Origin of the sequence: Streptomyces sediminimaris, assembly GCF_047049295.1 — a bacterium.
Classification (GTDB): Bacteria; Actinomycetota; Actinomycetes; order Streptomycetales; family Streptomycetaceae; genus Streptomyces; species Streptomyces sediminimaris.
In genome coordinates this window covers 2,596,656-2,611,210 of the sequence record NZ_JBJWOT010000001.1, presented here as the reverse complement: position 1 = coordinate 2,611,210, position 14,555 = coordinate 2,596,656, and the positions used below count along the sequence as shown (strand labels likewise).

Annotated in this window: 10 protein-coding genes; 3 read left to right on the top strand and 7 right to left on the bottom strand. The window is 71.8% G+C overall.

The genetic code is table 11. From position 1 onward, the window contains the following. Positions 1-599 precede the first annotated feature (599 nt). Positions 600-2,486 carry a DNA/RNA helicase domain-containing protein gene (locus ACJ9NR_RS12210; RefSeq protein ID WP_412487566.1) on the top strand — a complete coding sequence of 629 codons (1,887 nt, stop codon included), beginning with the start codon at positions 600-602 and terminating at the stop codon, positions 2,484-2,486. Between the two features lie 128 nt (positions 2,487-2,614). On the opposite strand, the gene ACJ9NR_RS12205 is transcribed toward ACJ9NR_RS12210, so the two are convergent. Continuing rightward, positions 2,615-3,787 (bottom strand): serine hydrolase domain-containing protein, encoded by a 1,173-nt coding sequence (locus ACJ9NR_RS12205; protein ID WP_412488810.1) that lies wholly within the window; start codon positions 3,785-3,787, stop codon positions 2,615-2,617. A 107-nt stretch (positions 3,788-3,894) separates the two neighbouring features. Beyond that, positions 3,895-4,323 (bottom strand): hypothetical protein, encoded by a 429-nt coding sequence (locus tag ACJ9NR_RS12200; RefSeq protein WP_412487565.1) that lies wholly within the window; start codon positions 4,321-4,323, stop codon positions 3,895-3,897. A gap of 599 nt (positions 4,324-4,922) precedes the next feature. On the opposite strand from ACJ9NR_RS12200, the gene ACJ9NR_RS12195 reads away from it, so the two are divergent. Further along, on the top strand, positions 4,923-5,861 hold the full coding sequence (locus ACJ9NR_RS12195) for a L,D-transpeptidase family protein (protein WP_412487564.1): 939 nt from the start codon (positions 4,923-4,925) through the stop codon (positions 5,859-5,861). A gap of 36 nt (positions 5,862-5,897) precedes the next feature. Here ACJ9NR_RS12195 and ACJ9NR_RS12190 read toward each other — a convergent pair whose 3' ends face one another. From ACJ9NR_RS12190 to ACJ9NR_RS12170, 5 genes are all read right to left on the bottom strand, one after another. After that, entirely contained in the window at positions 5,898-8,087 is a 2,190-nt protein-coding gene (locus tag ACJ9NR_RS12190; RefSeq protein ID WP_412487563.1) for a thiamine pyrophosphate-dependent enzyme, read from the bottom strand. Continuing rightward, complete coding sequence (locus tag ACJ9NR_RS12185; protein WP_412487562.1) at positions 8,084-9,637, bottom strand: aldehyde dehydrogenase family protein; 1,554 nt, start codon at positions 9,635-9,637, stop codon at positions 8,084-8,086. The genes ACJ9NR_RS12190 and ACJ9NR_RS12185 overlap by 4 nt, the downstream gene beginning before the upstream one ends. Before the next feature lie 81 nt (positions 9,638-9,718). Next, complete coding sequence (lat, locus tag ACJ9NR_RS12180) at positions 9,719-11,059, bottom strand: L-lysine 6-transaminase (protein ID WP_412487561.1); 1,341 nt, start codon at positions 11,057-11,059, stop codon at positions 9,719-9,721. Positions 11,060-11,368: 309 nt separating this feature from the next. Further along, positions 11,369-12,322, bottom strand: coding sequence for an SCO1860 family LAETG-anchored protein (locus ACJ9NR_RS12175; RefSeq protein ID WP_412487560.1), 954 nt, complete (start codon positions 12,320-12,322; stop codon positions 11,369-11,371). A 419-nt stretch (positions 12,323-12,741) separates the two neighbouring features. Further along, positions 12,742-13,659, bottom strand: coding sequence for a hypothetical protein (locus ACJ9NR_RS12170; protein WP_412487559.1), 918 nt, complete (start codon positions 13,657-13,659; stop codon positions 12,742-12,744). A gap of 357 nt (positions 13,660-14,016) precedes the next feature. Here ACJ9NR_RS12170 and ACJ9NR_RS12165 point away from each other — a divergent pair, with 357 nt between their 5' ends. Further along, complete coding sequence (locus tag ACJ9NR_RS12165; protein WP_412487558.1) at positions 14,017-14,532, top strand: NfeD C-terminal domain-containing protein; 516 nt, start codon at positions 14,017-14,019, stop codon at positions 14,530-14,532. Positions 14,533-14,555 lie beyond the last annotated feature (23 nt).

The window sequence follows — 14,555 nt, the reverse complement described above, 5'->3', positions numbered from 1 at the left end:
GGCACCTCCAGGTGACTCCTTCGCCGAGGGTGAGGCCGATGCCCAGGTGGCGGTAGCGGGCGGCGGGCGCGTACCAGGTGACGTCGGTGCCGGGAACGACGCGGGGGACCTCGCCGATGGCTTCGCCGAGGAGACCGGCGATCTTCTCGCGGACCCGCAGGCGTGCGCCTTGCCCGAAGCCGCGTTCGCCGAGGTGTTCGAGACTCTGGTGGCCGGGGTGGGAGGCGAGCCACCAGCGCTCCACGTCATACAGCGGTCCCACACGCGTGGGGGCGGTGCTCGGACCGAGACGGTCTCGGTGAACTCGAACAGACGGGGGTCTTCCCGGTCGGCTCGGACAGCAGGCGGCGGACGGGACCGCATGGGAGACCGGTCAGGTACAGCAGTCGCAGCCGACCCGGCACCCGTACGCATCCGCGTGGTCGGCCCGCTCGGGTGCGGGCGCCGCCACAGCGATCACCGGTACGACCGTCAGTACCGCCAGGTACCCTCGGACACATCGTCAACGCGGCCCGACGGGCTTCCGCTCCGCCTCGGTGGAGCATCGAAGGACACGCCCCCACCCGCACGAGTCTCTTCGTGCTGCCTGGGGGAAGTCCTTGCTGTTCCGCGCGTCCGCGAAAACGGTCGCCGTCATGGCACTCGACGGTTCGCTGTTCCTGCACCTCACCGACAACTTCGTCCATATGCACGGCTACCGGCCCGGCGCCTCGGAAGCGCGTTCCTGGGAACGCAGCATCCCCGTCCTGGCCGCCGCACTCGCCGACGCCGGTCTGGGCGACGTGGAGGTCATGCTGGAGTACTCGCTCCCGCTGAACAGCAAGCGCGCCGACGCCGTCCTCGCCGGAGTGCACCCGGCCACGGGCGAACCGTCCTACGTCGTGGTGGAGTTGAAGCAGTGGAGCCAGGCACTGCCCCATGAGGACGATCCCACCCTGTGCCATGTCGACGCCTACGCCCAGCCGGTCCTCAACCCCATCGAGCAGGTGCGCCGCTACTGCGCCTACCTCGTCAACTTCAACGGGGCGGTGGCGGAACACGGGCACCGGGTGGCCGGAGTGGCATACCTCCACAACGCGACCGAGTTCGGCGTGACCGGGCTGCGGGAGATCGAGCGTGACGGGTACGGGCTGCTCTTCACCGCGGAACGCCGCGGCGCCTTCCTCGACCACCTCCGGACGCGGCTGAGCGACAGGCACCCCGGGGCCGAGGCGGCGGACGAACTCCGCGCAGGCGCCACGGTGCCGTCGAGACAGCTCATGTCCGTGGCCGCCGAGGAGGTGCGCGAGCGTACGCAGTTCGTCCTCCTCGATGAACAGCAGGTCGCCTACCGCATGGTGCTCAACGCGGTGGAGAAGGCGAAGCACGCCGACCGCAAGGAGGTCGTGATCGTCACGGGCGGCCCCGGCACCGGCAAGAGCGTGATCGCGCTCCAACTGCTCGGCGAGCTCTACCGGCGCGGTATTCCTGCCCTGCACGCCACCGGCTCGCAGTCGTTCACGAAGACGATGCGCAAGGTCGCCGGAGCCCGCAAACGGGAAGTCCAGGACCTGTTCAAGTACTTCAACAGCTTCATGACGGCCGAGAAGAACAGCCTGGGTGCCCTGATCTGCGACGAGGCGCACCGCATCCGGGAGACCTCGGCGAACCGCTACACGCGTGCGGCACACCGCACCGGCAGGGCGCAGATCGACGAACTCATCGATGTCGCGTACGTACCCGTCTTCCTCCTCGACGAGCACCAGGTCGTCCGCCCCGGCGAGATGGGTACCGTGGCCGACATCAAGGCGGCGGCGGCCAAGCGCGGCATCCCCTGCCATGTCGTGCCGCTGGACAGCCAGTTCCGTTGCGGCGGCAGTGACGCCTACCTGCGCTGGGTGGTCCGCCTCCTCGGCCTCGAGCCGGGTGGGCCGGTCGGGTGGGAACCCGACGGCCGCATGCAGTTGCTGGTGGCCGACAGCCCGCGGGAGATGGAAGCCTTCCTCGAAGCCCGCCGGACACAGGGCTACGGCGCCCGTATGTCCGCGGGTTACTGCTGGCGCTGGTCCCCGGAACCCAAGCCCGGCGATCCTCTCCCGCCCGACGTCGTCATCGGCGACTGGGCACGTCCCTGGAACCTGCGCGGCGACCGTGCAGTCTCGGGTGCGCCCCCGGCCGCCCTCTGGGCCACCGACCCGGCCGGCTTCGGCCAGGTCGGCTGCGTCTACACCGCCCAGGGCTTCGAGTACGACTGGTCCGGCGTCATCATCGGCCCCGACCTGGTCTGGCGCGGCGACCGCTGGGTCACGGACCGCACGGCGTCGAAGGACCCGGTCTTCAGGAAGTCCACCCCCGACACCGACGTGGACCGCCTGATCCGCAACACCTACAAGGTGCTGCTGACCCGGGGCATGGTCGGCACGATCGTGTACTCGACGGACCCGGAGACGCGGGAGAAGCTGCGGGCACTGGCGGACGGGACGGCTCGGGAGGCGGTGCGCGCCTGACGCGCCCGGCGGACATCGGCCGAACCGGTCAATGCACGCAGAAGCGCAACCCGCCTTCCACCCACCGCGCCCTGCCGGCGTGCGCCGTTCGCCCTCTGGGACGGCCCGGGTGTGCGGCCGTTCAACACCTACGCCAGCGACCTCCGCACCGCCTCGACCAACGTGCTCGCACGCAGATCCTCGGCCCCCTCGATGATGTTGTTCATGACGTAGCCGAAAGCGATGCCGTGCTCGGGGTCGGCGAAGGCGAGGGAGCCGCCTCGGCCCATGTGGCCGAAGGCGCTCGGGCCGGTCATCGGGAGGTCCTCGGTGGGCAGCATGTAACCGCAGCTGAAGCGGCTCGGGAGGAGTATCACCCGGTCTTTTCCGCGGGCCTGTTCCTCGGTCGCCGACCCCAGGGTCTCCGGGGTGAACAGGCGCACGCCGTCCACCTCGCCGATCAGCGCGGCGTACATGCGCGCCAGGCCGCGAGCGGTGCCGATGCCGTTGGAGGCGGGGATCTCCGCGGCCTGCACCTCGGGCGAGTTGAAGTCGATCTCGGCGGGATCGGTGACCGCGAAGGCCCGGTTGCTGAAGGAGTCCGGGTCGCCCATGGCGGCGATCAGTTCGCGGAACTCCTCGGGAACCGACTCGGCCGGCACGGTGGTCGGGTCGAACTCCGGCTGCCGGTACACCATGCGGCTGACCCGGTGGCGTTCGGTCGCCGGCAGTCCGATGAAGAAGTCGAGCCCGAGGGGGCCGGCGATCTCGTCGGCGAGGAAGCGGCCCGGCGTGCGGCCGGACACCCGGCGGATCACCTCGCCGACCAGCCAGCCCCAGGTCCGGCCGTGGTACCCGTGCGCCGTGCCCGGCTTCCACAGGGGGCGCTGCGCGGCCAGTGCGGCCACCATGGGATCCCAGGCCAACGCATCGTGCAGCGGGACCGGTCGGTCCAGCGTGATCAGGCCCGCCCGGTGGGACATCAGCCAGCGCACCGGGATGTCCGCCTTGCCGTTCGCGGCGAACTCCGGCCAGTACGCCGCCACCGGCGCGTCCAGGTCCAGCATGCCGCGCTGGACGAGCACATGGGCGGCGGTCGTGGTCGCGCCCTTGGTGGCCGAGTAGACCAGTTGCAGCGTGTCCCGCGTCCACGGACGGCCGGTCTCCGGATCGGCGACGCCACCCCACAGGTCCACCACCGGTCGGCCGTGCCGGTACACGCACACCGCCGCGCCGATGTCCCCACGCTCGGAGAAGTTCGCCTCGAACGCCTCGCGTACCGGCTCGAACCCGGTCTCGACCGCACCGTCGATCATCGTCATGCCGTCCATCCTGGCACCGACGGAGGCGGGCCGGCTCCCGGATTCCGAGGCGCCGTCGAGCAGTTGCCCGTCGCCGTCGCCGTCGCTCACGAGGCTCGGCCGGGCAGTCAGCCCGCAACCCTCCGCGTCCGTCCGTGCAGCGTGAGCCAGAACGTCTGCAACGAGTCCTCGGGGCTCCCCGCCTCGAAACGGTTGCGGACCTTGCCGAGCGGGTTCCACACCCGGCCGTCCGGCATGCGTACGCCGACCGGCTGGCCGAAGTAGGCGCGCTGGTCCGCGTCGAAGTCCACCCAGACCGCGCCCGCGCGGCGCACGAGCACCTCACCCACGTACGCGCCGAGGCCGAACAGGGTCTCCCGCACCCGTTCCAGGTCGACCCCGCCCTTGCGCAGCCCGTCGACCAGGAAGTCGATGATCCGCAGGCTGCGCTCGGAGTAGTCCAGCGGCAGCCGGTTGCGGGCGGTGACGCGTGTGACGGCGGACGCGGCGTACGACCGCATCTCGCTCGCGCGCGGGCGTCTGTCGACGTCGCCCATGGATCCGTTCCCCCTTCGCTCGGCTTCAGGGGGAGCTCGGAGCATATTCCCCCTAGCTGACCAAGCGCATACCGGCTCTTGAACATCACCGGTGACGGGCGTGCCGAATCCCACACGGGCAATTCGTGTGCGGCGTACAACCTTTGTCCCTGCCGCGCGTCTCGCGTCCTCGGCCCGAGCCCAACATGCCTGCGGCAGACCTCAGTACGCCGTCCACGGCCCTCGGCGGGACTTCGATCGGTCTTCGGCGAACGTCACCGAACGAGCTCGATGTCCGCTTTGCTCCCTCGCTTGACGGCGGGCGAGCCGGATGTCTACAACCCCGTGCTGGTTGTACACGACCTCTCCCGGACCGTGCGCAGACCGCGCGGCGCACCGCCGCGCGGTCCTGCCGCCCTGCCGTGCCTCCTTGCCGGGCCGGGCATGCGCTCACACCTCCAAGCCGTTTCCCGTCCTTCCTTTCCCCGTCCTTCCTTCCCCCCGTCCTTCCGTTGCCCTCCTTCCGTTCCCCGTCCCCCTGTTCTTCCGTCCCCCCGTTCCCCGTCCTCCCCCCGTTCCCCATCCCCACCCCCACTCCCATTCCTCTGAAGGAGCTCAGCGTGCAGGTCTTTCCCCGGCAGGTTCTGATCACCGCATCCGTCCTCGGTGCTCTGGTGATGACGTCCGCCTGCGGTGGGCACGACGACCGGCAGCGGGCCGCCTCGGACTCGGTCGAGGGGTCGCAGATCCCGGAGGCGGAGGCGGGCACTGCCGACGCCTCCGGGTCCGCCTCGCCGAGCGCCTCCGATTCCGCCTCCGCCGGTCCGTCGCCCTCCGGCAGCGCGTCGGCCAAGGCATCGTCGTCCGTCTCCGCCTCCGCGTCCGGCGGCGCCGCGAAGAAGGCCGGAGGCTCGGTGAGCGGCACGGGCGGGGGGTCCCGCGACGCCGCGGTGGCCCCGGCCGCGCCCGACTTCCCGGTGCCGGTGCAGGTCGGCGACGCCACCCAGTTGATCACCGTCAGGGCCAGCGGTTCCTACGCCACCGTGACCGCCTGGGCCAAGGGCTCCGCCGGTTGGAAGGCGCAGTTCAGCACCAGTGCGGGCCGGGTCGGTTCGCGCGGTGTGACCGACGGGGCGACGCGCCGGCAGGGCACCTACACCACCCCCACCGGCACGTACACGATCACCGAGGGCTTCGGCAACGAGGCGAGCGGCACCGCCATGCCCTACCACCGGGTCACCGACGACGACTGGTGGGTGGAGGACCCCGAGTCGACGTACTACAACTCCATGCACGGGGAGCAGGGCGCGGACTTCCCGCTCACCGAGTCCGGCGACCGCGGGAGTGAGCACCTCGTCAACTACCCGACCCAGTACGCCAAGGCGCTCGTCGTCAACTTCAACCGCTGGCCCGCCACGCCCGGCCGGGGCGCCGGCATCTTCCTCCACGTCAACGGCAGCGGCGCCACCGCCGGCTGCGTCTCCGTCCCACGGGCCACCATGGACCGGATCATGGGCTGGATCACGCCCTCCGCCCACCCCCGGATCGCCATCGGCTGAGCCGAAGGCGGGTCTCCCGCCTCGCCCGGCCGGGCGTCACCCGTGGTCACCGGAGCCCGCTGAGAGCATCTCCCCGGCCGCGCGTTCGACGTCCGCCTCCGACACGAGCACCAACTGTGCCGCCCTGCCCAGCGGTACGAAGCTGTCCGCGCTCGTGACCCGGCGGATCGTGCCGGTGAAACCGGCGTCGACCAGGGCGGTGACGACTCCCTCCGACACCCCTCCGCTGCGGCGGGTCTCGTCGACCACGAGGACGCGGCCCGTCGCTCCGGCTTCGCGGAGGAGGTCGTCGAGCGGCAGCGGGGCCAGCCAACGCAGGTCCACGACACGGCAGTCGACGTCCCGCCGGGCCAGTCGGCGGGCCGCCCGGAGCGAGAGGGGCAGGCCGTTGCCGAACGTCACGAGGGTGAGGTCCGACCCCTTGCCGTAGGTGCGGGCCCGGCCGATCGGTACGTGCCCCGCGGGTGGTGGGTAGGCGGCGAGCCAGGCGTGGTCGCCCTCCTCGTGGAGATCCCGCGTGTGGTAGAGCGCGATCGGTTCGAGGAAGGCGCTGACGGTTCCGTCCACCTTTGCCGCCGCCACGCACGTACGGAGCATCGCGGCGGCGTCGTCGGGGCGGGACGGGGAGGCGACGACCAGGCCGGGGATGTCGCGCAGGGCGCCGAGCGCGTTGTCGTTGTGGAAGTGGCCGCCGAAGCCGCGCTGGTAGCCGTAGCCGGCGATGCGGACCACCAGGGGGTTGCGGTAGCGGCCCTGGGAGAAGAACTGCAACGTGGCGGCCTCGCCGCGCAGTTGGTCCGCGGCGTTGTGCAGGTAGGCGAGGTACTGGATCTCCGGCACCGGGAGCAGCCCGGACAGGCCCGCCCCCAGCGCCAGGCCGAGGATGGACTGCTCGTCCAGCAGGGTGTCGAAGACCCTGGCCGTGCCGAAGCGCCGCTGCAGGCCCCGGGTCAGTCCGTAGACCCCGCCCTTGCGGCCCACGTCCTCGCCGAAGACGACCATCTCCGGGTGGCCGCCGAGCAGGTCGGCGAGCGTGTGGGTGATGGCCTGGGCGAGGGTGACGGGCTCGCCCACGGGCGCGGTGGGTGGTTCGGTCCTCCGGCGCGCCGTCGCCGCCACCAGGCGGGGGCGGCGGGGGGCGATGGGGGCGGCGATCTGCGTGGCGGTGGTCAGCGGCTCGCTCTCCAGGGCCTCCTTGGCCACGGCGGAGACCCGGCCGCCCACCTCGTCGTAGCGGTCGATGACCTGCCGCGGGGTGAGGACGCCGGCCGCGGTGAGCAGCCGGGCCGTGGCCAGGAGCGGGTCGCGATCCAGGTCCGCGGTGACCTCGGACGGCGTCCGGTAGGCGGCTTCGGCGTCCGAGCCCGCGTGGCCGAGGAAGCGGACCATCGACAGGTGCAGGAACGCGGGGCGCCGGTACCTGCGTACATGGGTCACCGCCTCGCACGCGGCGGCGAAGGCGGCCCGCGGATCACAACCGTCCGAGGCGAAGTACGCGAGAGGAGGCCGGGTGCCGTAGGTCTGCCGCACCCAGTCGCGCGGTGTCGGGACGCTGATGCCCAGGCCGTTGTCCTCGCAGACGAACAGGACCGGCATCGGCAGGCCCTGGTAGGCCGCGTGGCAGGCGCTGTTGACGGCGCCCGTGGCGGTGGAGTGGTTGACCGAGGCGTCGCCGAAGGAGCAGCAGACGACGGCGTCGTCCGGCCAGGCGCACGCGGCGCCGAGGCGCTTGGCGCGGGCGATGCTCCACGCCACCCCGACGGCCCGCGGCAGATGGGAGGCGATGGTCGACGTCTGCGGTACGACGGCCAGCTCGTGGCGCCCGAACACCTTGTGCCGCCCGCCGGCGATCGGCTCCTCCGCCCCGGCGGCCACGCCCAGCAGCAGGTCCCCGACCGCGTCGACGCCGCCCGCCTGCCGGGCGCGGGCGCAGTAGAAGGCGCCGGAGCGGTAGTGCAGCAGCGCCGGGTCGGTGGGGCGCAGCGCGAGGGCGAGAGCGGCGTTGCCCTCGTGCCCGCTCGATCCGATGGTGTAGTAGCCGCGGCCCTGCTGCTGCATCCAGCGGGCGGCGAAGTCGGTGTGCCTGCTCTCCAGCTGGGCGTCGAACAGGTCCAGTGCGGTGCGGGCGTCCAGTCCGCCGGAAGGCAGCCGGACCGGCGTGTCCGGAGCCGGTGGACCGGCCACCGCCTCGCGGAAGTGCCGGTCCAGGTCCTCCACCGTGCTCACAGGCGGAAGGAGAGGTCGGGCTCGAGGACGGCCACGTCCATCTGCGCCTTCTGCAGGCGGCCGGAGTGGTCCCAGTTCATCGACTGCCAGCGGGTGAACTGGTCCAGCACCCACTGCCCCGACTGCCGGCTGCCGTTGCCCGACTTGCCGTTGCCGCCGAACGGCAGGTGCGCCTCGGCTCCCGAGGTGGTGTTGTTGACGCTGACCATGCCCGCGGAGACGCCGCGCCGGAACGTCCACACCTCGTGCGGATCGCTGGTGTAGATCGCGGCGGACAGGCCGTAGCCGTGGGCGTTGGCCAGATCGACAGCCTCGTCGAAGGTCCGGTACGTCGTCACTCCTACGACGGGGCCGAAGGTCTCGGTGCGGAACAGGTCGTCGTCCGGGCGCACTCCGTCGACGATCACGGGGTGGTAGAACAGGCCGGCTTCCGGGTCCCCGACGAAGCCCTTGCGCGGGTTGGCGGCCGTGATCCGCCCGACGCCGTCGGAGCCGTAGGTGCGGTGGTGGTCCTTGATCCAGCCGAGGAAGGTCTCGTAGCGCCGCGCGAAGCGCTCGTCGAGCATCGGGCCGTAGAGGACGTCCTCGAACGCGTCGCCGATCCGGGCCGCTCGGGCCGCGGCGTCGAAGCGGGCGAGGAAGTCCTCGTGCACCGACTCGTGCACGACGAGCGTCCCGAGGGAGGTGCAGCGCTGTCCCGCGGTGCCGAATCCGGAGAACAGCGCCCCCTCCACCGCCAGGTCGAGCTGTGCGCTCGGGGTGACCACCTGGGGGTTCTTGCCGCCCAGCTCCAGGCACGGGGTCTGCAGGTGGCTTCCGCACAGCGCGCCGATCTTCCGGCCGACGGCCGTGGACCCGGTGAAGCCGACCTTGTCGACCAGCCCGGCGTCGAGGGAGGTCTCCAGACCGGCGTACGTCTGCTCCCCGTCGGCGAGCACGAGGTTGAGGACGCCGTCGGGCAGGCCGCCTCCGTGCACGAACAGCTCGAAGAGGGCCTTGGCGCTCGCGGCGGCGTACTCGGCAGGCTTCCACACCACCGTGTTGCCGGTCACCAGCGCCGGCACCAGGTACCAGGACGGCACGGCCACCGGGAAGTTGCCGGCGGTGATCACCGCGACCGCGCCCACCGGGTTGCGGAAGGTGAACAGCTGCTTGTCGGGCATCTCCGAGGGCACCGTCTGGCCGTAGAGCCGGCGTCCCTCGCCCAGGAAGAAGTCGCAGGTGTCGATGATCTCCTGGACCTCGCCGAGCGCCTCGGCCAGCGGCTTGCCGATCTCCTCCGTCACGATGCGGGCGAGCCGGTCCTTGTTGGCCTCGACGAGCCGGCCGATCTTGCCGATCGCCGAGCCGCGCACCGGCGCCGGGACGTCCGCCCACGCGCGCTGAGCCGCCTTCGCGGCCCTGGCGGCCTCGGTGAACGTCGACGCGTCCCCGAGCGAGACCTCGGTGACGACCTCGGCGGTACGGCCGGGACCGGGTCGCCGGAGGGTCCCGCCGGGAGCGCCGGCGACCGGACGGCCGGCAACGATCGAGGCGACGGAACGGGCCATGTCTGTGCTCCTTGTCGGCGGGGGTGGGGGCGGGTGCGGGGTGGGTCCGGGGACAGCTGATGCCGGGGCGCGCGGTACGGGTCAGTGCAGGCCGGCGAGGACCCGGTCCAGGGCCCGCAGCGCGACCTCGAGCTCATCCTGGGTGATGGACAGTGCTGGACGGAAGCGCACCGTGCGCCCGCCGCAGGGCAGGGCGATCACATGTTCCTCGGTCCGCAGGCGGCGCACCACCTCGTCGCGGACGGCGCCGTCGGGCAGGTCGAGGGCGCACATCAGTCCGCGTCCCCGCGCGTTGGCCGCGACCGGTGCGTGCCGGGACTCCAGTTCACGCAGTCCGTCCAGGAACCACGCTCCCGTGGCGGCGGCACGGGGCACCAGCCCTTCCCTCTCGATGATCTCCAGGATGCGGCGGGAGCGGACCATGTCGACCAGGCCGCCGCCCCAGGTGGAGTTGATCCGCCCGGAGACCCGGAGGACGTTGTCGGGCACCTCCTCGACCCGGCGGCCGGCCATGATGCCGCCCAGCTGGACCTTCTTGGCGAAGGCGACGATGTCCGGCTCGAGGCCGAGCTGCCGGTACGCCCAGGTGGTGCCGGTGATCCCCACCCCGGTCTGCACCTCGTCGAGCACGAACAGGGCGTCGTACTCGTGGCAGAGCGCCTGCATCGCCCGCAGGAACTCCGGGCGCATGTGGTTGTCGCCCCCCTCGCCCTGGATCGGCTCGGCGATGAAGCAGGCGATGTCGTGCGGGTTGTCCTCGAGCGCCCGCCGCGCCTGCTCCAGGGCCTTCCGCTCGGCCTCCTCGACCTCGGCGAGGTGGCGTTCGAGGGGGAAGCGCACGGCGGGTACGTCGATGCGTGGCCAGTCGAACTTCGGGAAGCGGTCGGTCTTGTTGGGCTCGGTGTTGGTCAGCGAGAGGGTGTAGCCGCTGCGGCCGTGGAACGCCTTGCGCAGGTGCAGGACCTTGGTGCCGAGCCCGGGGGAGCGGCCGGCGGCCTCGTTGCGGCGGCTCTTCCAGTCGAACGCCGTCTTCAGCGCGTTCTCGACGGCGAGTGCCCCGCCCTCGACGAAGAACAGCCTCGGCAGGTCCGGGTCGCCCAGCACCCGGGCGAACGTCTCGACGAACTCGGCGTAGTGCGTGGTGTAGACGTCGGGGTTGGCGGGCTTGTTCGCCGCCACCCGCGCCAGCAGGGCCATGAACTCCGGGTCGTCCACGATGCCCGGCGCGTTGAGCCCCAGCGGAGCGGACGCGAAGAACGAGTAGAGGTCGAGGAACCTCTCACCGGTGCGCGCGTCGACGATCCACGAGCCCTGACTGGTGAGCGGGTCGAGCACCAGCTTGAAACCGTCGGTCAGCACATGCCGGCCGAGTCTCTCGTGCACCTCGTCGGGGTGGACCGTCGACACTGCGGCAACCGTCATGGAGGCACCTACTCTCGATAGCCGTGCACGCCGTGAACCGAAGAAGTTACGTTGCATGTGAGAATTGGCGAGAATATTTTAGATATGGCGCGCCAGAGGCCGCAAGGTTTCGTTCGCTGGAAGATTTCCCCGGCGGCCCGGCGGCCCGGCGGCCCGGCGGCCCGGCGGCCCGGCGGCCCGGCGGCCCGGCGGCCCGGCGGCCCGGCGGCCCGGGAAGGCGAGCGGTGCGGGGGCCGCGACGGCCGGATACGGCACCGCCGTCACCGGGCGGGGTGACGGCGGTGCCGTATGTCTCCGGTGCGGCCCGGCTCAGTGCCGCCTGCGGCTGCGGGCCAGTGCGATGCCGCCTCCGCCGGCCACGATGAAGACGGCGGCCGCTCCCGCGAGGTACGGCGTGAGCGGGGTGCTGCCGGTCTCCGCGAGGTTCGCGTCGTCGTGCCGGCCGGCGGGCCGGGGCTGGTTGTCGGAGCGGGCCGGCTCCGCGGCGGCGGACGGCTTCGTCGCGGACGGCCCCGATGCCGCGGACGGCTTCGCGGCCGCGGACGTGCACTTCGCCTCCGCCAGCGTGACCGTGCCCTCGACGCGCGCGACATTGAGCTTCAGCGGGTCGATGGAGACGTGCAGCCGCAGCGCGGTCGCGGCCGCGGTGCTGCTGGTGGTCTCCGTCTGGGACAGGGCGAGCTGCACCGTGCCGACGCCGGGAGCCTGCACCGTCCTGGTGCCGTGGAGCGTGAGCGGGATCCGCTTGCCCAGAACGGTGATCGGGCCGGGAATCGCCGACGTGGCGACGGGCTTCTCCCCGGCCTCGCAGACCGCGGTGGAGGTCACCTCCTCGACTTCCACCAGCGGGAGCTGCGGCACCCCCGGGGCGTGGACCCGCGCCTTGACGAGGTGCGTGGTCGCCTTGGCCGCGTCGTGCGTGACCTCGGCCCTGGCCTTGGCGACGTCCGCCCGCAGCAGCTTGACGGGCTGCCCGTTCTCGACTCCGTCGAGATTGATGTCGAGCAACTTCTTCTCGGCCGTCGCCGGGGCGTGGACCTCGTTGAGCGAGGTGTTCAGCGGCAGCGGGGTGAGCCCGTCGAGGCGTGAGACGTCCAGGCTGGTGCGCAGGACGGTCGCGGAGGCGCTGCCCTTCTTCGCGTCGGCGGCGTGGGCGGACGCCGCGGTCCCCAGTACGGCCGGCCCGGCGGCGAGGGCGCCGGCGGCGAGCAGGGCCGCCCAGCTGCGAGCGGGTACGGACGGGAGAGAGACAAAGCTGTTCAAGATGAGGAGTCCCCTAGATGAAAACACTTCAGAACGATGAGAAGGCACACCGTGCCTCGGTGCCGCCGAGACGGCACCGGCCCAGCCCATCCTGTCGGCACCGATAGCGGTCAGTCGGCAGCGAAATGCCCATTCGTCACAAAGAGTTGGTTTCGGGTCTCCAGTTCGATCCTGCGGCACCGCCGGTCGAGCTACCTGCCGGTGACAGACGCCTGCTGGTGACAGACGCCTGCTGGTGACAGACGCCTGCCGGTGACAGACGCTTGCCGGTGGTGAGTGCCTGCCGGTGGCGAATGCCTTCCGGTGGTGAACGCCGTCGCGGCAGCCCCGCGCCGTCCGTCCCCGGCCGGTCGGCCGGAGTGCGGAAGCGACGGAACTGCCGCTGCCCTAACGGGAGTTGACGGTCCCCGCGGCTGCCGTCAGGAGCGGCGCGTGCGGCGGGCCGTGTAGAGCGCGCCGGCGCCGAGGGCGATCACCGCGGCGGCGCCGCCGGCTATCAGGCCGACCGGTGCGCTGGAGCCGGTCTCGGCCAGCGGCGGGGTGCTGGCGCTGGGCGAGGGCTTGGGCGTGGCGGGCGGTGTCGACTTCAGCGGGGGGACGTGCGAAGTGGTCGGCGGGGTGGTGGCGGTGGACGGCTTGGTGGGGGTGGCGGGCGGCGTCGTCACCTTGGTGGGAGGCTGTTTGGCGGGCGGCGTGCCCGGGGTGGTCGGGGTGGCCGGGACCGACTGCGAGGGCGTCGGCTTGGCGGGGGTGCAGGGCTTGTCGCCGCCGTTCCACGCGGCGATGAGGTGGTACGGCGTGACGACGTTGCCGGGCTGGTACGGGGCGGGGCCGTGCCCCGGCTCCGACTTGCCGTCGTAGACGGTGTCGTCGCCGTACAGGTCGATCTGCCCGTAGCAGTCGGGCGCCTTCACCGAGAGCTTCTGCCAGGTCTGCCCGGCGCCGTCGGCCTTTGCCAGGTCGGCGGCGGTGAGGTACACGGTGGCGTGGTCCACCAGGGTCTGGTGGCCCGAGGTGTACCAGTTGGAGCCCTCGGTGGTGTATTCGGCCAGCGAGACGGGGTATTTGCAGCCGTCACCGACGGTCTGCCCGGGGGCCAGGCGCACCTCGACGGTGCCGGGGACGGTGTCCCACTGGTGGAAGCCGCCCTGCGAGGTCCAGTCGGCGCCGACCGGTTTCCCGTCGGCGCCGACGATGCGGTACTGCACGGTGGCCGACTGACAGCCGCCGGCGGTCGTGGCGCTCGCGCTGGTCGCCCCGATCAGGGGCGCGGCGCAGGCGAGGAGGGCGGTGGCGGCGAGGGCGGCCGACGTTCTGGAGCGGTGGGAGCGCGTCAAGATCTGCCTCTGTGGAATGGAGAGTGTGGGAGGTGGCTGGGCGCGGGTGACCGCGGTCCCAGGGGACCGGGAAGGTGATGTCTGGTCACTCGCGTCACTGGGCTCACTTCAGCAACAGAGTGAGCAACCTGAATTCTTGTCGTCTTTCACAACCCCCGTCAATCCTTTGCGAGTTCATCACAATCCCAAGTCGGTGACGGTCGTGTGCCTCGGGCCGGTCCCGGTGCCGGTCCCGGTGCCAGTGCGCGGCATCGAAGTCGCGCGAAGATTGCCGGAACCAGGCAATGATGCGGGCGGCCCCGCCATGTGAACATGCTCATGTCCACGGGGGAGAGCAAGGAGAGGCGGTGTGTGCGGATGGCCTGGTTTCTCGGTCTCGGCATGACGGGGGCCGCCCTCCTTGCTCTGGCGCTCGTTCTCGACGGTGTGCTCGAAGGGCTCTTCGACGGCGTCGGCGTGCTGGACGGGCTGTTCGACGGATGGCTGTCCCTTCCGGTGATCGCCGGGTTCGTGTCCATGCTCGGGTTCTCGGGCGCCATCGTGACCGGCACGACCGGGCTGGGCGCGGCCGGGGCCACCGCGGTCGGGGTGCCGGCCGGCGCGGTCACCGGCTGGCTCACCTGGCGCTTCAGCAGGGTCCTGATGAACGACCGCTCCGGGGCGGCGCCCCGCGACGACGATCTGATCGGCGCCTCGGCGTCGGTGGTCACCGCGATCCCCGCCGACGGATTCGGCGAGGTGCTGGTGCGGCGGGCCGGGCAGCCCGTGAAGCTCGCCGCGAGGAGCCCGGTGCCCATCGCCCGCGGCGCCGAGGTCTGGGTGGAACAGGCGCTGTCGCACACGGCGGTCGCCGTGCGCCCGGTCGAACGCTGACCCGCCGAGCCCGCGCCCGCCAA